Origin of the sequence: Paraburkholderia sp. GAS82, assembly GCF_050436285.1 — a bacterium.
Taxonomy (GTDB): domain Bacteria; phylum Pseudomonadota; class Gammaproteobacteria; order Burkholderiales; family Burkholderiaceae; genus Paraburkholderia; species Paraburkholderia phenazinium_B.
The window spans coordinates 552,531-576,573 of the sequence record NZ_JBNDLX010000001.1 but is presented as its reverse complement, the minus strand read 5'-3'; the positions used below and the strand labels follow the sequence as shown (position 1 = coordinate 576,573).

Annotated in this window: 20 protein-coding genes; 6 read left to right on the top strand and 14 right to left on the bottom strand. The window is 63.7% G+C overall.

From position 1 onward, the window contains the following. From P3T17_RS02570 to P3T17_RS02550, 5 genes are all read right to left on the bottom strand, one after another. Window positions 1–666: a site-2 protease family protein gene (locus P3T17_RS02570; RefSeq protein ID WP_429404521.1), complete on the bottom strand. Its 666-nt coding sequence runs from the start codon at window positions 664–666 to the stop codon at window positions 1–3. A gap of 71 nt (window positions 667–737) precedes the next feature. Then, window positions 738–1,373: an L-threonylcarbamoyladenylate synthase gene (locus P3T17_RS02565; RefSeq protein WP_074264178.1), complete on the bottom strand. Its 636-nt coding sequence runs from the start codon at window positions 1,371–1,373 to the stop codon at window positions 738–740. A 79-nt stretch (window positions 1,374–1,452) separates the two neighbouring features. Next, window positions 1,453–2,283, bottom strand: coding sequence for a 3',5'-nucleoside bisphosphate phosphatase (locus tag P3T17_RS02560; RefSeq protein ID WP_429404519.1), 831 nt, complete (start codon window positions 2,281–2,283; stop codon window positions 1,453–1,455). Window positions 2,284–2,389: 106 nt separating this feature from the next. After that, window positions 2,390–3,274, bottom strand: coding sequence for an alpha/beta fold hydrolase (locus P3T17_RS02555; protein ID WP_429404517.1), 885 nt, complete (start codon window positions 3,272–3,274; stop codon window positions 2,390–2,392). A 111-nt stretch (window positions 3,275–3,385) separates the two neighbouring features. Beyond that, a complete protein-coding gene (locus P3T17_RS02550; protein WP_429404515.1) occupies window positions 3,386–4,240 on the bottom strand; it encodes a ferritin-like domain-containing protein in 855 nt (284 codons plus the stop codon). A 247-nt stretch (window positions 4,241–4,487) separates the two neighbouring features. Between P3T17_RS02550 and P3T17_RS02545 the strand changes: the two genes are divergently transcribed. Together P3T17_RS02545 and hslO are read left to right on the top strand one after the other, a co-directional pair. Beyond that, window positions 4,488–5,012, top strand: a complete 525-nt coding sequence (locus tag P3T17_RS02545; RefSeq protein WP_429404513.1) for a gamma carbonic anhydrase family protein — start codon at window positions 4,488–4,490, stop codon at window positions 5,010–5,012. Window positions 5,013–5,082: 70 nt separating this feature from the next. Further along, window positions 5,083–6,033, top strand: coding sequence for an Hsp33 family molecular chaperone HslO (hslO, locus tag P3T17_RS02540; protein WP_429404511.1), 951 nt, complete (start codon window positions 5,083–5,085; stop codon window positions 6,031–6,033). 51 nt (window positions 6,034–6,084) lie between these two features. Here hslO and ftsB read toward each other — a convergent pair whose 3' ends face one another. The 9 genes from ftsB to P3T17_RS02495 all read right to left on the bottom strand — a co-directional run bounded on the left by ftsB (window position 6,085) and on the right by P3T17_RS02495 (window position 17,587). Further along, window positions 6,085–6,531, bottom strand: coding sequence for a cell division protein FtsB (gene ftsB, locus P3T17_RS02535; RefSeq protein WP_429404509.1), 447 nt, complete (start codon window positions 6,529–6,531; stop codon window positions 6,085–6,087). A gap of 124 nt (window positions 6,532–6,655) precedes the next feature. After that, complete coding sequence (gene eno / locus P3T17_RS02530) at window positions 6,656–7,939, bottom strand: phosphopyruvate hydratase (RefSeq protein WP_074264173.1); 1,284 nt, start codon at window positions 7,937–7,939, stop codon at window positions 6,656–6,658. Window positions 7,940–8,107: 168 nt separating this feature from the next. Then, a complete protein-coding gene (kdsA, locus tag P3T17_RS02525) occupies window positions 8,108–8,962 on the bottom strand; it encodes a 3-deoxy-8-phosphooctulonate synthase (RefSeq protein WP_429404507.1) in 855 nt (284 codons plus the stop codon). After that, window positions 8,959–10,629 (bottom strand): CTP synthase, encoded by a 1,671-nt coding sequence (locus P3T17_RS02520; RefSeq protein ID WP_074264171.1) that lies wholly within the window; start codon window positions 10,627–10,629, stop codon window positions 8,959–8,961. Before P3T17_RS02520 ends, kdsA begins: the two co-directional genes overlap by 4 nt. Window positions 10,630–11,000: 371 nt before the next feature. Next, on the bottom strand, window positions 11,001–11,807 hold the full coding sequence (locus P3T17_RS02515) for an alpha/beta fold hydrolase (RefSeq protein ID WP_429404505.1): 807 nt from the start codon (window positions 11,805–11,807) through the stop codon (window positions 11,001–11,003). Window positions 11,808–11,873: 66 nt separating this feature from the next. Beyond that, window positions 11,874–14,645 (bottom strand): DNA internalization-related competence protein ComEC/Rec2, encoded by a 2,772-nt coding sequence (locus P3T17_RS02510; RefSeq protein ID WP_429405481.1) that lies wholly within the window; start codon window positions 14,643–14,645, stop codon window positions 11,874–11,876. 141 nt (window positions 14,646–14,786) lie between these two features. Continuing rightward, entirely contained in the window at window positions 14,787–15,575 is a 789-nt protein-coding gene (locus tag P3T17_RS02505; protein ID WP_429404503.1) for a TatD family hydrolase, read from the bottom strand. A 25-nt stretch (window positions 15,576–15,600) separates the two neighbouring features. Next, a complete protein-coding gene (gene lolD, locus P3T17_RS02500) occupies window positions 15,601–16,341 on the bottom strand; it encodes a lipoprotein-releasing ABC transporter ATP-binding protein LolD (RefSeq protein ID WP_429287152.1) in 741 nt (246 codons plus the stop codon). After that, window positions 16,334–17,587, bottom strand: coding sequence for a lipoprotein-releasing ABC transporter permease subunit (locus P3T17_RS02495; RefSeq protein ID WP_429404501.1), 1,254 nt, complete (start codon window positions 17,585–17,587; stop codon window positions 16,334–16,336). The genes lolD and P3T17_RS02495 overlap by 8 nt, the downstream gene beginning before the upstream one ends. Window positions 17,588–17,910: 323 nt before the next feature. On the opposite strand from P3T17_RS02495, the gene P3T17_RS02490 reads away from it, so the two are divergent. From P3T17_RS02490 to lysS, 4 genes are all read left to right on the top strand, one after another. Further along, entirely contained in the window at window positions 17,911–19,068 is a 1,158-nt protein-coding gene (locus P3T17_RS02490; RefSeq protein WP_429404499.1) for a regulator, read from the top strand. Between the two features lie 52 nt (window positions 19,069–19,120). Then, entirely contained in the window at window positions 19,121–20,827 is a 1,707-nt protein-coding gene (recJ, locus tag P3T17_RS02485; RefSeq protein WP_429404497.1) for a single-stranded-DNA-specific exonuclease RecJ, read from the top strand. 168 nt (window positions 20,828–20,995) lie between these two features. Beyond that, window positions 20,996–22,100 (top strand): peptide chain release factor 2 gene (gene prfB / locus P3T17_RS02480; RefSeq protein WP_143787488.1). Its coding sequence is split into 2 segments (ribosomal slippage): window positions 20,996–21,076 and window positions 21,078–22,100, totalling 1,104 coding nucleotides; the frame shifts between segments, so codons are not numbered across the junction. Between the two features lie 142 nt (window positions 22,101–22,242). Then, window positions 22,243–23,769, top strand: a complete 1,527-nt coding sequence (gene lysS, locus P3T17_RS02475) for a lysine--tRNA ligase (RefSeq protein WP_429404495.1) — start codon at window positions 22,243–22,245, stop codon at window positions 23,767–23,769. Window positions 23,770–24,043: the final 274 nt, after the last annotated feature.

The following is a 24,043-nucleotide window of genomic DNA, read 5'->3' as shown; positions in this document are numbered from 1 at the left end:
TTATTGAAAGAGCGAAGCGATAGGAGTCAGGATGGCGGTCACGGCGTCATAGCCGAGACCAACGAGCGGGCTCAGCCAGAAGCGGGTCAGGAGGCCCGTCATCACCAGCGCCATCACGATAAAGAAACCATACGGCTCGAGGCGCGCCAGCGCAATGGCCTGGCGCGGCGGCAGCAGCGCGGTCAGCACGCGCCCGCCATCGAGCGGCGGCAGGGGAAACAGATTGATCACGCCGAGCACCAGATTGACGCCAACGCCTGCGGCGGCCATGCGCGTGAAAAAGGGCTCCTGAATACCCGCCACACCAAGCGCCACGGCGATCACGCCCCAGACCAGCGCCTGCAGGAAATTGCACATCGGACCGGCCAACGCGACCCACAGGCTGCCCCAGCGAGGATTACGCAGATTGCCGAAGGCCACGGGCACCGGCTTCGCGTAGCCGAACATGAATGCTCCGCTGGTCGCAAAGTAGAGCAGCAGCGGAATCGCGATGGTGCCGAGCGGGTCGATGTGACGCATCGGATTGAACGAAACGCGGCCGAGCGCGTAGGCAGTATTGTCGCCGAGGAGACGCGCCACGTAGCCGTGAGCCGCTTCGTGAAGCGTGATGGCAAAAATCACGGGCAACGCATAGACCGCGACGGTCTGTATCAGGGAAGAGTCCATAACCCGCTATTGTAACAACGCCATTGCGTGCGTCTGTCCGCTTTCGCTCATGCAGGCTAACACGGAGGCCCTCATGCCGGCTGTTCGAGACCAAAAGGCGCGAGACTGCCGCGCCCTGCCCGCACCAGCACCGGTTCTGGACCCGTCAGATCGACGATAGTCGACGGCTCGCATGGACACGGGCCGCCGTCGATCACGAGGTCCAGCTGTTTTTCGAGGCGCTCGCGGATTTCTTCGGCGTCGTTGAGCGGCTGGGTTTCGCCCGGCATGATCAGCGTCGTGCCGAGCAGCGGCTGGCCGAGTTCTTCGAGAATCGCCAGCGTGATCGCGTGATCCGGCACGCGCAGGCCGATGGTCTTGCGCGACGGATGCGACAGGCGTCGCGGCACCTCTTTGGTGGCTTCGAGCACGAATACGTACGGGCCCGGGGTCACTGACTTGATCAGGCGGAACTGGCGGTTGTCGACCATCGCGAAGTTCGCGAGTTCGGACAGGTCGCGTACCAGCAACGACAGCAATTGACGCTCGTCGAGGCCACGAATCCGGCGCAGGCGCTCGACCGCGTTCTTGTCGTCGAGATGGCAGGCAAGCGCATAGCTCGAATCGGTCGGCAGGGCTACCACACCGCCGTCGTTGATGATCTGCGCGGCCTGCTTGATCAGGCGCGGCTGCGGATTATCGGGGTGGAGCCGAAAGAATTGGGACATGGTTATGTGCGGGTGGAAGCGAAGCAGAAGCGGGATCCGGGGCGGACCGGCCGCGAAGCCCGTCGCCGCCGGTGCACCGTCACAACCAGCGTTCCCAAACCGGCGTCAGATCGGACGGCAACGGCGGCAGACCGCCCAGTTCGACCCGGCCCTCGCCCGCCGCATGAAAATCGGAGCCGCGCGAGGCCTCGAAACCGAAGCGGCGCGCCACGTCCGCATACTCGCGATACTGGTCCGGCGTATGGCTGCCTGTTACGACTTCGATCGCCTTGCCGCCGAGATCGATAAACTCGCCGAACAACGCGTCGAATTCGAGCTGGGTGTATTCATAGCGCCCCGGATGCGCAATCACCGCTTCGCCGCCGGCCACCTGGATCCAGCGGACCGCGTCAGCCAGCTTCGACCAGCGATGGGCGATGTATGCCGGCTTGCCGTCGCCCAGATAGCGAGTGAACACGTCCTGGGTCGATTCGGCGTAACCGTTCTCCACCATGAAGCGCGCGAAGTGAGTGCGCGAAATCATGTCGGGGTTGGACACGTACTTCAGTGCGCCTTCGTAGGCATTCGGCACGCCCAGGGTGGCAAGCAACTCGCCGATCGCTTCGGCACGTGCCGCGCGGCCGTCGCGGGTGCGCACAAGGCCGTCTATCAGCGCCTGGCAGGTCGGATCGACGTTCAGGCCGACAATGTGCACCGTGCGTGATGCCCATGTGACCGAAATCTCCACGCCGCTCAGGTAACGCATGCCGAGTTCCTCGGCGGTCTGGCGCGCTTCGGCCTGACCGCCCAGCTCGTCGTGATCGGTCAGCGCCCACAACGTGACGCCGTTAGCCTGAGCGCGACGCGCGACGTCGGCGGGCGCAAGCTGGCCATCGGAAACGGTGGAGTGACAGTGGAGATCGGCGTTCATCGGTGTCTTAAAAAGGTTCTGCACTCATTTTACTGCAACGCAGTAACCCGAGCAGACCATTCGACGACGCCCAAGACCTTGCGGAAAGCTCAACCTGTCAGAAATCTTATGCGCAGAACGCCTCGATCAGCGCTGCCACCTGCTCCGGCTGATCGTGATGGACCATATGGCCCGCATCCTCGATGATTTTCTCGCGCCAGTCGGGAAACGCGCTGAACCGCGCCTTGAATTCGTCGAGCGGCACCTCGCCGGCAATCTGTGCGAGGGACGGCGAGCCGGCGGCCTCGACGTGCAGCACTTTGGCGCGCACATTGGCCCAGACTGCCATGATTTCATCGAGACGGTAGAGCAGCGGGCTACGCAGCTTATGCGCGGGGTCAGCGAGCAGCATGAAACCGCCCTCGCCGTCCGGCTTCGACCAGTGCCCGGCGAGAAAACGCGCGCGCTGTGGGGCGAGACGCGGGTTGGTCTTCGTCAGCCGCGCAGCGACTTCGTCGAGAGACGCGTAACGCCTCAACTGCGGCGGCTCGCGCAATTCGTCGAGCCAGCTACGCAAACGCCTGGGCGACTGGCTCGGTTTCGCGGCGGCAAGGCCGAAGCCCTCCAGGTCCACCACCCGGCGAACCCGCTCCGGACGCGCCCCGGCATAAAGACAGACCACGTTCGCGCCCATGCTGTGCCCCACCAGGTTCACTTCGCCGGTCGGCGCGTAGTGGTCAAGCAGTGCGTCGAGGTCCGAGAGATAGTCCTGAAACCAGTAGCTACCACCGCCCCGCTCGGCCACCGGCCAATCCGACAGCCCGAAACCGCGCGCATCCGGCGCGATCACCTGCCAGTTGCCGCCCAGTGCATCCACGACGAACTGGAACGATGCCGCCACGTCCATCCAGCCGTGCAGCATGAACAGCGTCGGGGCGTCCGGATTGCCCCAGCGCCTCGCATGCAGACGCACGCCGCGCACGGTGATGAAGTCGGACTCTGGAATATTCATGAGCGCATCGAGCCTAAAAAAAGAATGATCGTTCGATTATAGCGAGATAGCGGGCGAGCGGAAGGTGCGACGTATCGAGAGCCGGCTCGATGTGCGACCGCCGCAACCGGCTCAATCTGCGGCTGGCGCTGTCGGCTCGAGTCCGGCCAGCGCGGCCAGTTCGGCTTCGTCGAAACCGGCGTCGCGACGGGCCTCGAAATTGAACGGACCACGTAATTTCGGTGCGTGATACTGGTCGGCGAGCTGCGCGTAAGTGGTGTGCGGGTCGAGACCGCCCTCGTCGCACAGGTGGCGGAACCAGCGGTTGCCGATCAGCACGTGGCCGATCTCGTCGCGCAGGATGACGTCGAGAATCGCCGCCGAAGCGTGGTCGCCCGCCTGCTGGAGTCTGGCACGGATCGGCGGCGAGGCGTCGAGGCCGCGTGCTTCCAGTGTGCGCGGCACCAGCGCCATACGCGCCAATACGTCGCCGCGCGTGCGTTCGCACATATCCCACAGGCCATCGTGGGCGGCAAAATCACCGTAAGCGTGACCGAACTCGGCAAGCCGTGCGACCAGTAGCGAGAAGTGATGGGCTTCCTCTGCCGCCACCTTGAGCCAGTCGGTATAGAACGCAGGGGGCATGCCGCTAAAGCGCCAGACCGCGTCGAGCGCCAGGTTGATCGCGTTGAACTCGATATGGGCGAGCGCGTGCAACAGCACGGCGCGTCCTTCAGGGGACTGCATACTGCGGCGGCCCAGTTTGCGCGGCTCCACCAGCTCCGGGCGGCCGGGCCGTCCTGGCAAGCCGGGCGGTTCGTCGATCAGCAGGGACGGCGAGCAGACCGCGGCGAGGGCCAGCACGTCAGCGTACAGGGCCTGTGCCGCGGCGGCCTTCGCCTGCGGATCGAACTGGCGCAATGCTTCGAGTGCTTCGGCACGGGCGCAACGCGACAGGTGGGGTACAACGGGAACGGCGGAATTCATCGTGACGGTCGTGGCGGTCCTGGCGGGGCGGGAAAGCGGCTTGGCAAGGATTAAAAACGCACGCCGCAAGGCTGCCGGCCCACCGAGCGGTCTCTCCACACAACCGTTTACAATACGCCATTCAACCACACGGCGCGCACCATTCGCGCAGCCGTTTGCACTACCCCTACGCCCGCCGACGGCGGTGTGACGACCGATCAACAGCAACCATCTTGCATGGATGCAGAAGCCTGGGACCGGAGACATTGTGGCAATTTACAAGCTTGGCGACGCAGCGCCGACCATCCACGAAAGCGTGTTCGTCGCGGATACCGCGACCATCATCGGTAAAGTCGAACTCGAAGAAAATTCGAGCGTCTGGTTTGGCGCAGCCATTCGCGGTGACAACGAACTGATCTCGGTAGGCCCAGGCAGCAACATCCAGGAAAACGCAGTCCTGCATACCGATCCGGGCTATCCGCTGACCATCGAAGCCAACGTGACAATTGGCCATCAAGCCATGCTGCACGGCTGCACCGTCAAGGAAGGCGCACTCATCGGAATTCAGGCGGTGGTCTTGAATGGAGCGGTAATTGGCCGCAACTGTCTGGTCGGAGCAGGCGCCATCGTCACCGAGGGCAAGGTATTTCCTGACAATTCGCTGATTCTGGGCGCGCCGGCCAAGGTCGTGCGCGAACTGACGGAGGCCGACATCGCCGGCCTGCGCCGTAACGCGGCCAATTACGCCGAGCGGCGCGCCTATTTCAAGGCGCAACTCGTGCGTATCGGCTAGCCATGCCGCTCGCGCACAGTGCGCAAGCGCAGCATCGCATCACGCTGCGCGATTCGACCGAGGAAAAGTTGTGAACGACCAGTTGCAAAAATTCATGTTCAGCGCGGCGCCCGTGCGCGGCGAAATCGTTTCGCTGCGCAATACGTGGCAAGAAGTGCTGACCCGCCGCGACTATCCGGCGCCGGTGCGCACGATGCTCGGCGAAATGATGGCCGCCTGCGCGCTGCTCTCGGCGAACCTGAAGTTCGACGGCACGCTCATCATGCAGATTTTCGGCGACGGTCCGGTCAAGATGCTGGTAGTGCAATGCAGCTCGGATCTGTCGATGCGCGCCACCGCCAAGTTTTCTGGCGAAGCGGACGCCACTATCGGCGACGACACGACGCTGATCGAGCTCGTCAACGCCAGCGGTCACGGCCGCTGCGTGATCACGCTCGACCCGCGCGTCAAGCAGCCGGGCCAGCAGCCCTACCAGGGGATCGTGCCGCTGTCGGGCCTCGACGGGCCGCTCAAGTCAATGGCGGAAGTGCTCGAGCATTACATGCACCACTCCGAGCAGCTCGATACGCGCTTGTGGCTTGCGGCCAACACCGAGCGCGCGGTCGGCATGCTGTTGCAGAAGCTGCCTGGCGACGGCGGCATCGTCCCGCACCCCGGCGATCTCGACGTGGATACGTGGGAACGCGTCTGCACGCTCGGCGGCACGCTGTCGCAGGAGGAACTGCTCAAGGAAGAACCGGAGACCGTATTCCGACGCCTCTTCTGGCAGGAAAACGTCCAGCATTTCGAACCCGCGCCGGCACGTTTCGAATGTAGCTGCTCGCGTGAGAAAGTCGGTGCGATGCTGAAAATGCTGGGCCGCGAGGAAGTGGATAGCGTGATCGAAGAACGCGGCCACGTCGAGATTCACTGCGAGTTCTGCAATCAGCGTTACGAATTCGATCCGGTCGACGTGGCGCAACTGTTTGTTGCCAGCGAACTGTCGCAAGGCGTCTCGCCCGCTGCGGACCAGCGGCATTAAACGGCATTAATCAGAAACGCCTGCTCGCACATGCGGGCAGGCCAACCCGGCTTATTGCGCCGGCTTCTTCTCTTTCGAACCCTTGTCTTTCGTGTCCTTGCCGGCGCGCTTGCGATCCGGCTTCGCGCGCGATTCCGGATTCGGCACCACGCGCACCGGCGCAGCGGACACTTCGCCACGCGTCGATGTGGTGACCGACGCGTTATTCGGCGTAGGCAACGGCGCGTTAGGTGCGACGAACTGCACGAACACTTCGCCGTCCTTCACCATACCCATCTCGTAACGCGCGCGCTCTTCCACTGCGGCCGTACCATTCTGCAGATCCTGCACTTCACCCGCAATGCGTTCGTTGCGCAGCTTCTCGTCCGCGTTCTTCTGCATCTGCTGCGCCAGTTCGCCTTGTAGTTCATGCACGCGCAGCCAGCCCCCATGCCCCCACCAGAGTGGGTACTGGATCAGGGCCAGCAGTACGATCAGGACAGCAGTGACAAGCCGCATGAGGTAAGCACAATAAATACACGCCGCCCTGCGCTATACGCAGGGCGGCGTGCTGAATCAGAAACGAAGGAGAACCGGCTCAACGGTCAAAACCTGCATTCGACCTCATGATCAAGACTAGCGATCAACGCAGATTGTAGAACGCCGACTTGCCCGGGTAGCTGGCGATATCGCCGAGATCCTCTTCAATGCGCAGCAACTGGTTGTACTTCGAGATGCGGTCGCTGCGCGAGAGCGAACCGGTCTTGATCTGACCAGCGTTCAGGCCAACGGCGATATCGGCAATCGTCGAATCTTCCGTTTCGCCCGAGCGGTGCGAGATCACGGCCGTGTAGCCGGCGCGCTTGGCCATTTCGATCGCAGCGAAGGTTTCCGTCAGCGTGCCGATCTGGTTGATCTTGATCAGGATCGAGTTGGCGATACCCTTCTCAATGCCTTCCTTCAGGATGCGCGTGTTGGTGACGAACAGGTCGTCGCCCACCAACTGGATCTTCTTGCCGAGCTTGTCGGTCAGGATCTTCCAGCCGGCCCAGTCGCTTTCGTGCATGCCGTCTTCGATCGAGACGATCGGGAACTTGTCGGCCAGATTCGCCAGGTAGTCCGCAAATTCCGTGGACGACAGTTGCAGGCCTTCGCCCGCCAACTGGTACTTGCCGTCGTGGTAGAACTCGCTCGCAGCGCAGTCGAGTGCCAGCAGCACATCTTCACCCGCGCGGTAGCCGGCTTTCTCGATGGCTTGCAGGATCGTCGACAGACATTCGTCGTTGCTGCCGAAGTTCGGCGCGAAGCCACCTTCGTCGCCCACGGCCGTGCTCATGCCACGGTCGCTCAGGATCTTCTTCAGCGCGTGGAACACTTCGGCGCCGCAGCGCAGTGCTTCGCGGAAGGTCGGCTGGCTGACCGGCACAATCATGAATTCCTGGATGTCCAGGCTGTTGTTGGCGTGCGCGCCGCCGTTGACGATGTTCATCATCGGCACCGGCAGTTGCATCGCGCCCGAGCCGCCAAAGTAGCGGTACAGCGGCAGGCCGGCTTCTTCAGCGGCGGCCTTGGCCACCGCCATGGACACGGCCAGCATGGCGTTCGCGCCGAGACGCGATTTGTTCTCGGTGCCGTCGAGTTCGAGCAGGGTCTTGTCGAGGAAAGCTTGCTCGGAAGCGTCGAGGCCCATGATCGCTTCGGAGATTTCGGTGTTGATGTGCTCGACAGCCTTCAGCACGCCCTTGCCGCCGTAACGGCCGGTTTCACCGTCGCGCAGTTCGATCGCTTCGCGCGAGCCCGTCGATGCACCCGACGGCACCGCAGCGCGGCCCATCGTGCCCGACTCGAGCAGCACGTCGCATTCGACGGTGGGGTTGCCTCGCGAATCGAGAATCTCTCGACCGATGATATCTACGATAGCACTCATGGTTTCCTCAAGAAATGACGTTGGATTCTTACGGTGAAACAGCGTCCGGCGTACGAAGCACAGCCTCTAACCAGACACCTTGGACGACCATTGGGTTCAGATCGGGGTTCAAAGCGGATTCAGACGCACTGCGCCGGCTAGCGGGTCGACACAGTGCACAGGTCAGCATCAGTTGAAATCGCTTTCGAGGAACGGCGTACGCTTCACAGCCCGATCGAGCGTCACCAAAGTTTCGAGCAGATCAGCCATACGATGCAGCGGCACAGCGTTCGGACCGTCGGACTTCGCTTCCGCAGGCTTCGGATGAGTCTCCATGAAGAGGCCGGCCACACCGGTGGCCACAGCAGCACGCGCGAGCACCGGCACGAATTCGCGCTGACCGCCAGAACTGGTGCCCTGCCCGCCCGGCAACTGCACCGAGTGGGTGGCGTCGAACACGACCGGCGCGCCAGTTTCGCGCATGATCGCGATCGAGCGCATGTCCGACACCAGGTTGTTATAACCGAACGAGACGCCACGCTCGCAAGCCATGAAGCGGTCTTCCGACAGACCTGCTTCACGCGCGGCGTCGCGTGCCTTGTCAATCACGTTCTTCATGTCTTGCGGTGCGAGAAACTGGCCCTTCTTGATGTTGACCGGCTTGCCCGAACGCGCGCACGCATGAATGAAATCGGTCTGGCGGCACAGGAACGCCGGCGTCTGCAGCACGTCGACGACTGACGCAACCTGCTCGATCTCGTGTTCCGCATGCACGTCGGTCAACACCGGCACGCCGAGCTGACGCTTCACTTCCGACAGGATGCGCAGACCCTCGTCCATGCCAAGACCGCGGAACGACTTGCCACTGCTGCGATTGGCCTTGTCGTACGACGATTTGTAGATGAACGGGATCTCCAGCTTCGCGCAGATTTCCTTGAGCTTGCCGGCGACGTCGATCGTCATCTGTTCGGATTCGACGACGCAGGTGCCCGCGATCAGGAAAAACGGCTTGTTCAGGCCGATTTCGAAATCGCCTAGTTTCATGCTTTCTCCTCGACGACCGGCTGCTGGTGCTGCTGATGCGCCAGCGCCGCCTCGACGAACGACTTGAACAACGGATGACCGTCACGCGGAGTGGACGTGAATTCCGGGTGGAACTGCACGCCGACGAACCACGGGTGCATGTCACGCGGCAATTCCATCATTTCCGGCAGATCTTCGCTCGGGGTACGGGCGCTGATGATAAGGCCGCCGCCTTCGAGCTGGGGCACGAAGCGGTTATTGACTTCATAACGGTGACGGTGACGCTCGTTCACGTCCTTGCCATAGATCTCTTCAGCCATCGTGCCCGGCTTGATTGGGCAACGCTGCGAACCGAGACGCATCGTGCCGCCGAGGTCCGACTCTTCGGTGCGCTTTTCGACGCGGCCGTCACGGTCGTACCACTCCGTTATCAGCGCGACCACGCGGTTCGGTGTGCCCGGATCGAACTCGGTGCTGTTCGCGTCCTTCAGGCCGACCACGTCGCGAGCGAATTCGATCACCGCGAGCTGCATGCCGAGACAGATGCCAAGGTACGGCACCTTCGCTTCACGCGCATAGCGGATGGCCGCGATCTTGCCTTCGGTACCGCGCCGGCCGAAGCCGCCCGGCACCAGCACGGCGTCGAGATGCTTGAGGCTCTCGACGCCTTGCGTTTCGATCTCTTCCGAGTCGATGTATTCGATGTTGACCTTGGTCGACGTATGAATCGACGCATGGCGCAGCGCTTCGATCAGCGACTTGTACGACTCCGTCAGGTCAACATACTTGCCGACCATGCCGATGGTGACCTGATGCTGCGGATGTTCGAGCTTGCCGACCATTGCCGCCCACAGGGAGAGGTCAGCGGGCTTCGGCGTGAGCCGGAGCTCTTCGCAGACGATCGCGTCCATGCCCTGGTCATGCAGCATCTGCGGAATCTTGTAGATGCTGTCCGCGTCCCACACCGAGATCACCGCGTCTTCCGGCACGTTGGAGAACATCGAGATCTTTGCGCGCTCGTCGTCCGGAATCGGACGGTCGGCACGGCACAGCAGCACGTGCGGCGAGATACCGATTTCGCGCAGCTTCTGCACACTGTGCTGGGTAGGCTTGGTTTTCAATTCACCGGCCGTCGCGACCCAGGGCACCAGCGTCAGGTGCACGAAGCACGCGCTGTTGCGGCCGAGACGCAGGCTCATCTGACGAGCGGCTTCGAGGAACGGCAGCGATTCGATATCGCCCACCGTACCGCCGACTTCGACGATCGCGACATCCGGCTCACCGCACGTCGCAGACGCTGCGCCGCGCTCGATAAAGGCCTGGATTTCGTTCGTGATGTGCGGGATTACCTGCACGGTTTTGCCCAGATAGTCGCCGCGCCGTTCCTTGCGGATGACCGACTCGTAAATCTGGCCCGTGGTGAAGTTGTTGGCCTTGCGCATCTTCGTACTGATGAAGCGCTCGTAGTGGCCGAGGTCGAGGTCGGTCTCCGCTCCGTCTTCCGTCACGAACACTTCGCCGTGTTGAAACGGGCTCATCGTGCCGGGGTCGACATTGATGTAGGGATCGAGTTTGAGGAGGGTGACTTTCAGACCGCGCGATTCGAGGATCGCGGCGAGGGAAGCGGCGGCAATACCCTTGCCGAGGGAAGAAACTACGCCGCCGGTGACGAAAACATATTTGGTCATCGCTGGATGCTCGCGGGAAAAACGGATTATACCGTAAAGCAGGGTCTCAACCCAGCAAAATGCGCGGCATCCGCGCCGATCCTGCACCGTTTTCTGCGCCGCCTGTTGCTACCGCGTGAAGCCCTGCGGTAGCGACGTTGTTGTTGTCAAGCGGTTGCTATCTTGTTGCCTTGCTGCTTTCCCCTTTCCTTGCGGCTGACCTGCTGCCCGGACTTCCGCGTGACATGCAGGACTGCTTGCCTGCATGTTAACGCTTGCGACGTTCGTTGTGCAGGTTCAATTGTTAATGGAAGTCAAGCGCGCCTGTGGAAGCGGACAAACGGAGCCGCGCGACGTTCGCGGCAGCCTCCGTGGTGCCGTGCCACCGTGCATCAGGCAGGCGGCCGTTCGAGTTCGCGCAGCATCCGCTGCACGGCCCGCGCGGTTTCGATCGGTTTCTCCATCGGATAGAGATGGCTGCCCTGGATCCATTCCAGGTGGCCCCCGATGGCGCGGCGCGTGGCCTCCAGCCCGGCCTGGCGAATCTCCTTCGAATGGGTCCCGGCGATGAAGCCGACCGGCACCGGCGCGCCACGCGCCAGCCGCGAGCCGAGCGTGTGCGGCAACGTCTTGTAGATCCTGTATTCGGTGCGCCGGTCGAAGGCGAGCGCGCGACTGCCGTCAGGCGAGGCTTGTGGAATGCCGAAGTCGATATAGTCGGACAGCATCCGCTCGTCCCAGCGCGCGAAGGCGGGTTTCGAATGAAAGTGGCGCCACGCTTCATCGCGGCTCGCCCACTGCGTGCGGCGCGTGCGGGTCGCGGCCGCCGGCGAGAGACGTTCGTCGAGCCCGGTCCATTGCGACACGCGTAGCATGCTGCTGCGCCAGCCAGCGATCACCGGGGAGTCGAGCATCACGACGCCCCTCACCCACTGCGGCTTCTTCAACGCCGCCATCAGCGAAAGATAGCCGCCGAGCGAATGACCGACCAGCCAGACCGGTTGCTCGTATGACCGGCTGATGTCGTCCAGCAACTGCTCCACCAGATGCGGCCAGTCCTGCGTCACGGGAAAGCGCGTGTCATGGCCGATGCGCTCGATGAAGCGGACCTCGTAGTCGTCGGCGAGCTCGGCAAAGATGGTCCGGTAGGTCGACGCCGGGAAACCGTTGGCGTGGGAGAAGTGAATGATGTTTTTCAAGTGCTGCTGTCTCCGTTCCTGATTATGTTGCGCGAGGCGCCCGGCCGGGTGTGGCGCGAGCGTCCTTCATCGGTCCATCCAGTACCGGTGATACGCAGTGCGATACCGTTCGAGCGTGAGTGTGGCGGGCGGCGATGGTGCGTCTTGCACCGGGTCGCTGTGTGCATGAGTGCCCGCAGGCAAGGTGCCCTGCGCATGGTCGCCCGCCGCCAGGTTGCCCTGCGCACGGACGCCCGCCGCCAGGTAGCCCTGCGCACGGTTGCCCGCCGCCATGATTTGCACCGCGCCGTCGGTGTCGCTGCGCGTGAGTTCGATGTGCCGTCCCAGATAGCGTTCGAAGACACCCGGATTCGGATGATGAAAACGGTTGCGATAGCCTACCTGAAATACCGCGACAAGCGGCTCGATAGAGTCGAGGAACGGCTCGGTCGACGAAGTCTTGCTGCCGTGATGCGGCACGACAAGGATCTGCGCGGGCAGCGCCGAGCGATCCCGCGCCAGCAGGATACGCTCAACCGGTGCCTCGATATCCGCGGCCAGCAGCGCGCTGACACTGGGTGCGGCGGCGTGACCAGGAGATTCGCCGGAGCCCGCGATACTGACACGCAGCACGCAGCAATGCGCATTCGGATTGCCTGATAACGGCCCGGGGTCGGGCCAGAGAATGCTGAAATCGACGCCGTCCCATTGCCAGTGCTGCCCCGCCGCACAGCGCACCGTGTCGGCACCGACGGCACGGGCTTTGTCCCAAAGCGCATTCGACGGCACGAGACCGCCTAGCAACTGGCGCACCTCGACGCCTTGCAATACGGCCGGCGCGCCGCCCGAGTGATCGGAATCCTCATGGCTGATCACCATCGTGTCGAGCGTGTGCACGCCGTTGGCCTGCAGATACGGCACCACCACCCGCTCGCCGGCGTGGGTCGACTCCGGCCCTGGGCCCGCGTCGAACAGCAACGCGTGATGGGTCGTTTCGACGAGGATCGACGAACCCTGGCCGATGTCAAGCGCGGTCAATCTGAACGAGCCCGACGGCGGCCCCGGAGGAGTTGGCAACAGGAGCGGCAGCAAGGTTAGCGGCGCTGCCCAGCGTAACGGCCAGCCGCGCGGAGCGAGACACCAGACGACACCGACCGCCGCGACGGCCAGCACCCAGCCATTCGGCTGCGGCAAGCGCCAGAGCGTCCAGCCAGGGCCGGACAACATCTGCAATCCCGCGACGAGCAGTTCGAGCAAAGCATGGGCGGCACGAAACGCATACGCGTCGACAGGCATCGGCAATGCGACGCCAGCCAATACCGCGGGAGTGACTAACAGACTGACCCAGGGAATCGCAAACGCATTGGCGAGCGGCCCGATCAATGGAATCTGCGAGAACCAGTAGATAGTGAGCGGGGCAAGCGCGATCGTCACCGCAAATTGGACGTGTGCGGCGCTGCGCATACGCTCGATGAGCGCCCGGCCACGGGCGCACACGACGCGGAGCATGCGGGTGGGAAAACGCGTGACCGCTTGGCCGCTAGCTGCACCAACGCCAGCACTGTCACTGCCACTGCCACCGCCACTACCACCGCCTGCATCAGGATCAACGCCAGGCCCACCCCCCGCTCCATCGCCGCGTTCATCCGCCCGCACACGCGGCCGCCCCGACATCGCATACAGGATCGCCGCCACCGCGCAGAACGACAGCCAGAACCCCGCGGACACCGGCGCCCACGGATCAAGCAACAGCACAAGACCAAGCGCCCAGGCCAACACCCACGACGGCGCGACACTGCGTCCGCTGACAAACGCCAACGCCACCACACCCGCCATCCACAATGCCCGTTGCGCCGGCACATTGAACCCGGCGAGCGCCGCATGCAGCGCAGCGAACATCGTCCCCGCAGTCACCGCGACGAGTTGCGCCGGAATTCGCAACGGCCAGTTGCGCCCAACCAGGCCCGACCGCCGCCACAGCGCGCCGGCCAGCCATCCGGCGAGGCCCGCAACGAAACCGATGTGCAGACCGGAGATGGCCACCAGGTGGCTCGTGCCGGTGGCGCGCATCAGCAGCCAGTCGGCAGCGCTGACCCCGTCCTGCGCGCCGACCGCGAGCGCCACGACAATGCCGCGATGCGGGGCGTCGGCCAGCACGGTGTCGATGCGCGCACGCAGTGCCGCGCGCCAGCGGTCCACGCTGACACCCAGGCCGCCCGCGTAACCATCGAGACGCCGTGCCGTAGCAGGCGCATTGACATAACCCGTTGCGCGGACATTGCGTGCCAGCAAGCCCGCTTCGGCGTCGCGCACGCCGTAGTTGGCGTTGCTGTGCGGACGCTTGAGCCGTACCGTCAGACGCCAGCGCGCGCCGGGTTCGAGCAATGGCGGCGGCGGGCCCTTCTGATCGATCCACGCCAGTTGAATCGTGCGAGGAAAATGTTCGATCGGCTCAGCAACAGAATCCACGTCGAACAGAAAGCGCGCGCCCTTCTCGTCACGGCTCGGCAGACCTCGAATGGCGCCCTGCACTTCGAGGTCGCGCCCCTCCCACGCGGTAGGCAAGCTCAGGGCAAGACGCATTTCGGCCCGCCAGGCTGCATAACCGAATCCGACACATGCAGCGGTCAACAAGACCGCGCACCAACCGGTGTACACACGCCAGCGTATCCCGTACCACCAGGCTGACGCGCACCGAGCGGCCGTGCAGCTTCTCTGCCCTCGCAAGCACCAGCAAGCCCAAGCGAGCGCGCCGCCAGATATCAGCAACAGCACAAGCCACTCGCGCCACACAGGCAATGCCGCCTGCTGCTGCAAGACAATCACACCCAACGCAAAACCACACCACACTGCCCGCATTCGCCCTCCGCCCTGCTCGCCAGCCGGCCGCGCCGGACTGCCACCCAATGCCACCGGGCGTAGCCAACGCATGCAGGTCAGAAGCCGTTTCAGACGAATTACCGGACGCGTGTTCCGCCCGGCGCGAACCACCAGGAAAGATTATGCAGACGAAAGTGCTAGCCGCGGCAGCGCGGCGTGAGCGTTAGCCGTTGTGCCTATGGAAAGCTCATCTACGCCGATACCGCGCAGTTGCGCGAGTCCCGCGCCGATGGCGGGAATCTGGTCCGGCGTATTGCGTTGGCGATAAAGCCAGGAGGGAGCGATGTCCGGCGCGTCGGTTTCGACCACCAGCGCATCGAGCGGCAATTGCGCCGCGAGACGACGAATCTGCAGCGCGCGCTCGAACGTCAGATTGCCGCCGAAGCCAAGGTGCATGCCGTGATCGATGAACGCCTGAGCCTGCTGAAAACTGCCGTTGAACGCATGGGCAATGCCGCGATGCACGCTATTCCGGCGCAAGCCTTTGAGCACCTGGTCCTGCGATTTGCGCACGTGGCAAATCACCGGCAAATCGAATTCGTGCGCGAGCTTCAGCTGCTCGTTGTAAAAGAACTGCTGACGCGCATCGTCGAGGCCCGCGACGAAATAATCGAGGCCGATTTCCCCAAGTCCGACAAACAGCGGATCGTCCAGACTTGCTTCGATCTCCATGCGGAGCACGTCGAGATCGGCGTCCTGCGCACCGGGCGTAAAGAGCGGATGAATCCCGAGCGCGTACGCACCGCCCTTCACGCGATGCGCGAGTTCACGCACCCGCGCGAAGTTCTCGCGCGCCACCCCCGGAATCACGATGCGCGCTACGCCTGCCTCGCAAGCCGCAGAAGCGACCGCGTCACGATCCGCATCGAATTCCGACGCGTCGAGATGGCAGTGCGTATCGATCCACATGCTGGCGCCCCGGCAGCAAAAGACGTTAGACCGGAACGTGCGGCTCTTCGTGCAGCACGCCGTCGCGCAGACGCATGATGCGATCGCAGCGCGCCGCCAGATCGGGATCGTGCGTGACGATCACGAAGCTGGTATCGAAGGTTTGCGACAGTTCGAGCATCAGGTTAAACACCGTATCCGCGGTGCCGCCATCGAGATTGCCGGTGGGCTCGTCAGCCAGCACGCAGGCCGGGTTCGTGACGAGCGCACGCGCGATCGCCACACGCTGACGCTCGCCGCCCGAGAGCTCGCCCGGACGGTGTTTCGCGCGATGCGCGAGGCCCACGCGTTCCAGCGTCTGCAATGCCGTGCGACGCGCCTCGTCGGTTGGCATGCGGCGGATGCGCAGCGGCATCGCGACATTGTCGAGCGCAGTGAATTCCGCCAGCAGATGATGGAACTGATACACAAAACCGAGCGCGCGATTGCGTAGTTCATTGCGCTCACGCTCCGAGAGTTTCGTGAACGGCTTACCCAGCACCGAGACTTCGCCCGTGCTCGGATCGTCGAGGCCGCCCAGCACGTGCAACAGTGTGCTCTTGCCGGAACCCGACGCGCCGACGATCGCCAGCTTCTCGCCGCGCCGCACTGACAGTTCTGTGTTGTTCAGCACCTGCACGTTCAGGCCGCCCTGCACGAACGACTTCGAGATGCCGGTCGCTTCGAGGACATACGGATGCAGCGCGCTGTCTGGGGTCATGGCCTGGCCAATGGAACGATCATTCATAACGCAGCGCCTCCGCCGGGCGCACCTTCGCACCGCGCCAGCTCGGATACAGCGTCGCCAGCGATGCCAGCACGAACGCGATCACGCCGATCCGGATCACATCTGCAGGCACCAGCTCGGACGGCAACTCGCTGATGAAGTACACCGACGGCGGCAGGAACTGCACGCCAAGCAGATGCTCGATCATGGGCACGAGCCACGGAATGCTCCACGCGATCAGACACCCGAGCGCCACGCCGGTCGCGGTGCCGATAAAGCCGATCGTCACGCCCTGCACCACGAAGATCTTCATGATCGAGCCGGGTTGCGCGCCAAGCGTGCGCAGGATCGCGATATCCGCCTGCTTGTTGGTCACCGTCATCACCAGCGACGACACCAGGTTGAACGCCGCCACCGCAATGATCAGCGTAAGGATGATGAACATCATGCGCTTTTCGATCTGCACGGCGGAAAACCAAGTCTTGTTCTGCTGGGTCCAGTCGCGGATGTAGAGGTCACCGGAAAGCGTGCGCGCCAACTGGTGCGCGACCTCCGGCGCGCGCTGCATGTCCTTCAGGCGTAAGCGCACGCCGGTGGGCGCAGCGAGCCGGAACAGCACCTGCGCGTCCTGAATGTTGATCAGCGCGAGCGTGCTGTCGTATTCGTAGTGGCCCGACTCGAAGACACCGACCACCGTGAACTGCTTCAGGCGTGGCAGCATTCCTGCAGGCGTGATGGTGCCCTCGGGCGCCACCAGCGTAATCTTGTCGCCGACCATCACACCGAGATTGGCGGCGAGATCCGCGCCCAGCACGATGCCGAAATCGCCGGGCTTCAGGTCGGACAGTTGGCCGCCTTTCATTTCCTTGTAGATATCGGACACCTGCGGCTCGAGCGCCGGGTCGACACCACGCAGCGCGACGCCGCTCACGGCGTCCTGACGGGTCAACAGCGCCTGGGCGTCGACATACGGCGCCGCGCCGATCACTTCCTTGTTCTGCTTCGCTTCCTTGGCGGTCAACTGCCAGTTCGGCATGGAGCCGGTCGGCGAAAAGATCTCGACGTGCGCAAGCACCGACAGCATGCGGTCGCGCACCTCTTTCTGGAAGCCGTTCATCACCGACAGCACGACGATCAGCGCCGCGACGCCGAGCGCAATGCCCGACATCGAGACGAGCGCGATGAAGGAGATAAAGCCGTTACCGGTCGTGCGTTTGCCGGCGCGTGTGTAGCGCCAGCCAATTGTCCATTCGTAGGGAAATTTCAAGCGAATCCTTTTCTGCGTTCTTCAGCCTCGTGCTGCGGCGTCGGTGTTCGACCGTTGGTGCAGCGCATGACGGTGCGCAATCCCGCGCGCCATGCAATTCGAGGGTCGTGACCATTGGTGCCGGATCGGGGCGGATGGTTCCGGTTCGATGCGCAAACCGCTGGGGCTGCCGGGCTGGTACCGCTTCCAGCGTCGGGGCGGTGCACCGAGCTGTCCATGCTGCACCGCACGGGTACATTACCAGAGCCTTAATACCGCCCCTTCGACGCCGCCCGTCCACTGCCGCTCATCTACCGTCGGTCAAGCGCGAAGTTTGCCATACAATGCCGAGCATCATGCACGCCAACCGTCTTCAACTCCTCCTGCCCTTCGCGCTGCCCGCTGCAGCCGACGCCTCCACCGCGCTGCATAACATCGAAAGTCCCGCCCTCGACAAGCTGGTCGCAAGAGCCACGCTGGTCGAACGGGTGATCGGCGAGGACTTCCAGCGCACGCTCCCGCACGAACGCTGGGTGGCCCGGCAGTTCGGCACGGTCGCGAGCGGCGAAGGGGCTGCGGACGAAGCGCCGCTCGCCCCCTACATGCTGCGCGCCGATGGCGGCGAACCCGACACGTCGACCTGGGCGTGCGTGCAACCGGTGCACGTGCGCATCGCGCACGACCATCTGGTCCTGATCGATCCGGCCTCGCTCGAACTGACGGACGCCGAAGCCGCGACGCTGCTCGAGGTCGCCAGGCCGCTGATCGAAGAACTGGGCGTGCGCATCGAGGCGCCCCATCCATCGCGCTGGTATCTGGCGAGCGACGCCTTCGGCACGTTGGCCGGCGCTTCGCCGTTGCGCGCCAGCGGCCGCAACATCGAGATCTGGCTGCCGCACGAAGCCCACACCGGCCAGCGCTCGCGCGCCTGGATGAAACTGCAGAACGAAGTGCAGATGGCGTGGTTCGAGCATCCGGTCAACGAGGCGCGTGAAGCGCGCGGCCTGCCCGCGGTCAATTCCATCTGGTTCCATGCGCAAGGTGCCGCGCAACCGGTTAAAAGCCCGTTCACGCGTGTGCTGTCGGACGCAGCGGCGACGCGCGGCCTCGGGCTCACCGCTGGCGGGGTCGAGATCGGGCCTCCGCCGGCTTCGTTTGCAGCCCTCGCGCCCAGCGCCGCCACGGCACCGCGTGCGAACGGTGCAAGCGGAGCCCAGCAAGCCGGCAACGGCGCCACGGCAACAGCATCAACAACGCTCGTCGAGCTCGACCCATTTTCCGCGCCCTATATCGAGCAGGACTGGGGCCGCTGGAATGCGGCCTTCGCCGCGCTCGAAACCGACTGGTTCGCCCCTGCTCTCGCTGCCTTGCAGTCGGGCCAACTCGGCGAACTGGGCCTCACACTATGCGGCGACACCGGCTCGGTGACGCTCAACATCACACGCGGCGATCTGCGCAAATTCTGGCGCCGCCGCGTGCTCGCATCGCTCTTTATCGAATGACGCACTTCATCACCCTGCTACCGTTCCACCGCATGTTTTCCGGCCTTTCCGCATGACTCGAATCGTTACGCGCGCCTGCTCCCCCGTCGATGCCGAAGTGTTGACCCGTCATGGCCTGCATCCGGTGCTGGCCCGTCTGTACGCGTCGCGCGGCGTCTGTCTGCCGGATGAACTCGAAACCGGCCTTGCGCGGCTGGTCGCGCCCACTCAACTGAAAGGCTGCGAAGAAGCGGCCGTGCTGCTCGCCGATTCGATCGAAGGCAAACGCCGCATGCTGGTGGTCGCCGACTACGACTGCGACGGCGCCACCGCTTGCGCCGTTGCCGTGCGCGGGCTGCGGATGTTCGGCGCGAACATCGACTATCTGGTGCCGAACCGCTTCGAATACGGCTACGGCCTGACGCCCGAAATCGTCGCGCTGGCGGCACGCAATCCATCCGGCAAGCCGGACCTGCTGATCACCGTGGATAACGGCATCGCCAGCGTCGACGGTGTAGAAGCGGCCAACGCGCTCGGCATCGACGTACTCGTCACCGATCACCACTTGCCCGGCGACCAGCTGCCTGCCGCGCGCGCCATCGTCAATCCGAACCAGCCCGGTTGCGGCTTCCCGAGCAAATGCATCGCCGGCGTCGGCGTAATGTTCTATGTGCTGCTTGCGCTGCGCGCCGAACTGCGCAAACGCGGCGCCTTCGACGACGCGCGGCCCGAACCGCGTCTGGACGGCCTGCTCGATCTGGTCGCGCTCGGCACGGTGGCCGACGTCGTCAAGCTCGACGGCAACAATCGCGTGCTGGTGGCTCAAGGCCTGCAACGGATTCGCAAAGGCAAGATGCAGCCGGGTGTGGCGGCGCTGTTTCGCGCCGCTGCACGCGACGCCCGCAGCGCTTCCGGCTTCGATCTGGGCTTTGCGCTCGGCCCGCGGCTGAACGCGGCGGGACGGCTCTCGGATATGTCGCTCGGAATCGAATGCCTGACCACCGACGACATCGGCCGCGCATGGGAACTCGCACAGCAACTCGACTCGATCAACCGCGAGCGGCGCGAGATCGAAGCGGGCATGCAGCAGCAGGCACTCGAAGATCTGTCGTCGATCGATCCGGCCGGCTCGGCCACCATCGTGCTGTTCAACCCGAGCTGGCATCAGGGCGTCATCGGCATCGTCGCGGGGCGCATCAAGGAGAAGTTCCACCGGCCCGTCTTCACCTTCGCACCGGCTGACGAAAGCGGCGTGCTCGTCAAAGGCTCGGGGCGTTCGATCGGGGGCTTTCATCTGCGCGATGCGCTCGACCTGATCTCGAAACGCGAACCCGGTCTGATCGCCAAGTTCGGTGGCCACGCCATGGCTGCCGGCATGACGCTCGCCGCCGCCGATGTGCCGCGTTTCACGACTGCCTTCGAAGCAGTGGGCCGCGAGTGGCTCAGCGAAGACGCGCTCGCCCGTGTGGTCGAAACCGACGGTGATCTCGAAGAAGCCTATTTCACGCCGCAATTCGTCGAGATGCTCGACGCTGCGGTCTGGGGTCAGGGCTTTCCGGCACCGGTTTTTTCGGGAGAATTCGAGGTGGCGTCGCAAGCGCTGGTGAAGGACAAGCACCTGAAGCTGCAACTGCTGCGCGGCCGGCAGCGCTTCAACGCGATCTGGTTCAATCACACGGATTCGCTGCCCAACCGCACGACAATCGCCTACCGCCTCGCAAGCGATACGTGGAATGGCGTCTCGCGCGTGCAGCTGATCGTCGAGCATGCAATAAGCTGAGCGGCAGTGGGTCCGCCTCGGCCTCGCGTCATCCACGCCGGGGCGCCGAAATCGCGCAAAATCCCCCGCAAAACGGCCCCAACCACCCGCCGGATCGCGTATTCGCCGCCGGCGGGCAGCCTCGATCGGCTATAATTTCCCCTTTTTACGAAGCTATAAAAGATCGACATGGAAGCGGAACGTCTCAACGCGATCGAAGCCTCTCTGGCCGACCTGCGCCATCGCGCGGGCGAGCTACGGGGGTATCTTTGACTACGACGACAAAGCACTGCGTCTAATCGAAGTCAACCGGGAACTCGAAGACCCGAACGTCTGGAACGACTCGAAGCATGCCCAGGCCCTCGGCCGGGAAAAGAAGCTGCTTGACGACGTCGTCGGCAAACTCACAGCGCTCGACAACGACCTGCGCGACGCGCAGGACCTGTTCGGCATGGCGCGCGAAGAAAATGACGAGGAAACCCTCCTCGCCTGCGAAAGCGATGCAGCCGGCCTCGAACAGCGCGTCGCCGATATGGAATTCCGCCGCATGTTCTCGAACGCGGCCGACCCGAACAACGCCTTCCTCGACATTCAGGCCGGCGCCGGCGGCACCGAAGCATGCGACTGGGCCGCGATGCTGTTGCGCCAGTACCTGCGCTACTGCGAGCGCAAGGGCTTCAAGACCGAAGTGCTGGAACAGACCGACGGCGACGTCGCGGGCATCAAGAACGCCACCATCAAGATCGAAGGCGAGTACGCCTACGGGTTCCTGCGCACCGAAACCGGCGTGCACCGCCTCGTGCGCAAGTCGCCGTTCGACTCGTCGGGCGGCCGTCATACTTCGTTCTCGTCGGTGTTCGTGTATCCGGAGATCGACGATTCGATCGAAGTGGACATCAACCCGGCCGATCTGCGTATCGACACGTACCGCGCGTCCGGCGCGGGCGGTCAGCACATCAACAAGACCGACTCCGCGGTGCGGATCACGCACATGCCGTCGGGCATCGTCGTGCAGTGCCAGAACGACCGCTCGCAGCACCGTAACCGCGCCGAAGCGATGGCCATGTTGAAATCGCGTCTGTACGAAGCGGAAATCCGCAAACGTCAGGCCGAACAGGACAAGCTCGAGGCAGGCAAGACCGACGTGGGCTGGGGTCATCAGATCCGCTCGTACGTGCTGGACAACAGCCGCATCAAGGATCTGCGTACCAACGTCGAAATCAGCAATACCAAGAGCGTGCTCGATGGCGACCTCGATCCGTTCATTAGCGCCAGCCTGAAACAGGGCATCTAAAGTAAGCGCATCCGGCGCGGCGAGCTTTGCCGCGCCGCATCTTTTGACCGCCTGCTTTGGTCCGATTGCAGTCCGATTTCCGACCGTCAGGCAACCTCGTGCGGCCCACCCGCATGCAGGCCACCCCGAATACCGACCCATCATGACCGAACCGAACCAGACGAACGCTGCGCCCGAGGGGGACGAAAACAAGATCATCGCCGAGCGCCGCGAAAAGCTGCGCGAGCTGCGTGAACAGGGCGTCGCCTATCCGAACGATTTCCGCCCGACGCATCACGCGGAAGACCTGCAGACGCAATACGCCGAGACCGACAAGGAAACGCTCGAAGCGAATCCGCTTCAGGTTGCCGTGGCCGGCCGGATGATGCTGAAGCGCGTGATGGGAAAGGCGAGCTTCGCGACCGTGCGCGACGGTTCGGGTCAGATCCAGTTCTTCATCACGCCGGCTGACATCGGCCAGGAAACCTACGACGCATTCAAGAAGTGGGACATGGGCGATATCGTCGCCGCGCGTGGCGTGCTGTTCCGTACCAACAAGGGCGAGCTGTCGGTGCGTTGTACCGAACTGCGTCTGCTGTCGAAATCGCTGCGTCCGCTGCCGGACAAGTTCCACGGCCTCGCCGATCAGGAGATGAAGTACCGTCAGCGCTATGTCGATCTGATCGTCACGCCGGAAACGCGCAAGACTTTCGTGGCGCGCACCAGGGCGATGTCGTCGATCCGCAAGTTCATGGCCGAGGCCGACTTCATGGAAGTCGAAACGCCGATGCTGCACCCGATCCCGGGCGGCGCGGCGGCCAAGCCGTTTGTGACGCACCACAACGCGCTCGACATGCAGATGTTCCTGCGCATCGCGCCGGAGCTGTATCTGAAGCGTCTGGTGGTCGGCGGCTTCGAGCGTGTGTTCGAGATCAACCGGAATTTCCGTAACGAGGGCGTCTCCGTGCGCCACAATCCGGAATTCACGATGATCGAGTTCTATGCCGCGTACACCGATTATCAGTGGCTGATGGACTTCACCGAACAGTTGATCCGTCAGGCCGCGATCGATGCGCTCGGTACGGCGACGATCAGCTATCAGGGTCGCGAGCTCGATCTGTCCAGGCCGTTCCATCGGCTGACGATCACGCAGGCTATCCAGAAGTACGCGCCGCAGTACACCGACGAACAACTCGCTGACGCGGCGTTCCTACGCCCCGAGCTGAAGAAGTTCGGTGTCGATGCGTCACAGCCGCAGTTCTTGAACGCAGGCGTCGGCGCGCTGCAACTCGCGCTCTTCGAAGAGACCGCCGAATCGCAACTGTGGGAGCCGACGTACATCATCGACTACCCGATCGAAGTGTCGCCGCTCGCACGCGCGTCGGACAAGGTGGCGGGCATCACCGAGCGCTTCGAACTGTTCATCACCGGGCGTGAAATCGCCAACGGTTTCTCCGAGCTGAACGATCCGGAAGACCAGGCCGCGCGCTTCAAGAAGCAGGTCGACCAGAAGGACGCCGGCGACGAAGAAGCGATGTTCTACGACGCCGACTACATCCGCGCACTCGAATACGGTATGCCGCCGGCGGGCGGTTGTGGCATCGGCATCGACCGTCTGGTGATGCTGTTGACCGACAGCCCGAGCATCCGCGATGTGATCCTGTTCCCGCATCTGCGCCGCGAGGACTGATTGCGCGGTCGGCGTGATCCGACAGACAGCAGGTCCTGACTGACGCAACGCCCGGCTCGTCGCCGGGCGCTCTCATTTGAGCGGCCTGCAGGCCCATCGGCCTATCTCCAGCATCCCGTCGCGCCACCTGACAGTTTGTAACGATCGGTAAAAGGTTCACGGCCGGAGGCGCCTCACGTCGGGATCGGAAGGCCATGTCAGCGCTTGAAATCAGGCGCCAGGCCGCCGTCTCCGCGATCCGCTTCAAACCATCTCTGCGGACGCTACAGAACTG

Bases quoted from the DNA above. Each gene is read 5' to 3' on its own strand.
- P3T17_RS02570 (WP_429404521.1), bottom strand. From the start codon at position 666: ATGGACTCTTCCCTGATACAGACCGTCGCGGTCTATGCGTTGCCCGTG.
- P3T17_RS02565 (WP_074264178.1), bottom strand. From the start codon at position 1,373: ATGTCCCAATTCTTTCGGCTCCACCCCGATAATCCGCAGCCGCGCCTG.
- P3T17_RS02560 (WP_429404519.1), bottom strand. From the start codon at position 2,283: ATGAACGCCGATCTCCACTGTCACTCCACCGTTTCCGATGGCCAGCTT.
- P3T17_RS02555 (WP_429404517.1), bottom strand. From the start codon at position 3,274: ATGAATATTCCAGAGTCCGACTTCATCACCGTGCGCGGCGTGCGTCTG.
- P3T17_RS02550 (WP_429404515.1), bottom strand. From the start codon at position 4,240: ATGAATTCCGCCGTTCCCGTTGTACCCCACCTGTCGCGTTGCGCCCGT.
- ftsB (WP_429404509.1), bottom strand. From the start codon at position 6,531: ATGCGGCTTGTCACTGCTGTCCTGATCGTACTGCTGGCCCTGATCCAG.
- eno (WP_074264173.1), bottom strand. From the start codon at position 7,939: ATGAGTGCTATCGTAGATATCATCGGTCGAGAGATTCTCGATTCGCGA.
- kdsA (WP_429404507.1), bottom strand. From the start codon at position 8,962: ATGAAACTAGGCGATTTCGAAATCGGCCTGAACAAGCCGTTTTTCCTG.
- P3T17_RS02520 (WP_074264171.1), bottom strand. From the start codon at position 10,629: ATGACCAAATATGTTTTCGTCACCGGCGGCGTAGTTTCTTCCCTCGGC.
- P3T17_RS02510 (WP_429405481.1), bottom strand. From the start codon at position 14,645: ATGCGGGCAGTGTGGTGTGGTTTTGCGTTGGGTGTGATTGTCTTGCAG.
- P3T17_RS02505 (WP_429404503.1), bottom strand. From the start codon at position 15,575: ATGTGGATCGATACGCACTGCCATCTCGACGCGTCGGAATTCGATGCG.
- lolD (WP_429287152.1), bottom strand. From the start codon at position 16,341: ATGAATGATCGTTCCATTGGCCAGGCCATGACCCCAGACAGCGCGCTG.
- P3T17_RS02490 (WP_429404499.1), top strand. From the start codon at position 17,911: ATGCCGAGCATCATGCACGCCAACCGTCTTCAACTCCTCCTGCCCTTC.
- recJ (WP_429404497.1), top strand. From the start codon at position 19,121: ATGACTCGAATCGTTACGCGCGCCTGCTCCCCCGTCGATGCCGAAGTG.
- lysS (WP_429404495.1), top strand. From the start codon at position 22,243: ATGACCGAACCGAACCAGACGAACGCTGCGCCCGAGGGGGACGAAAAC.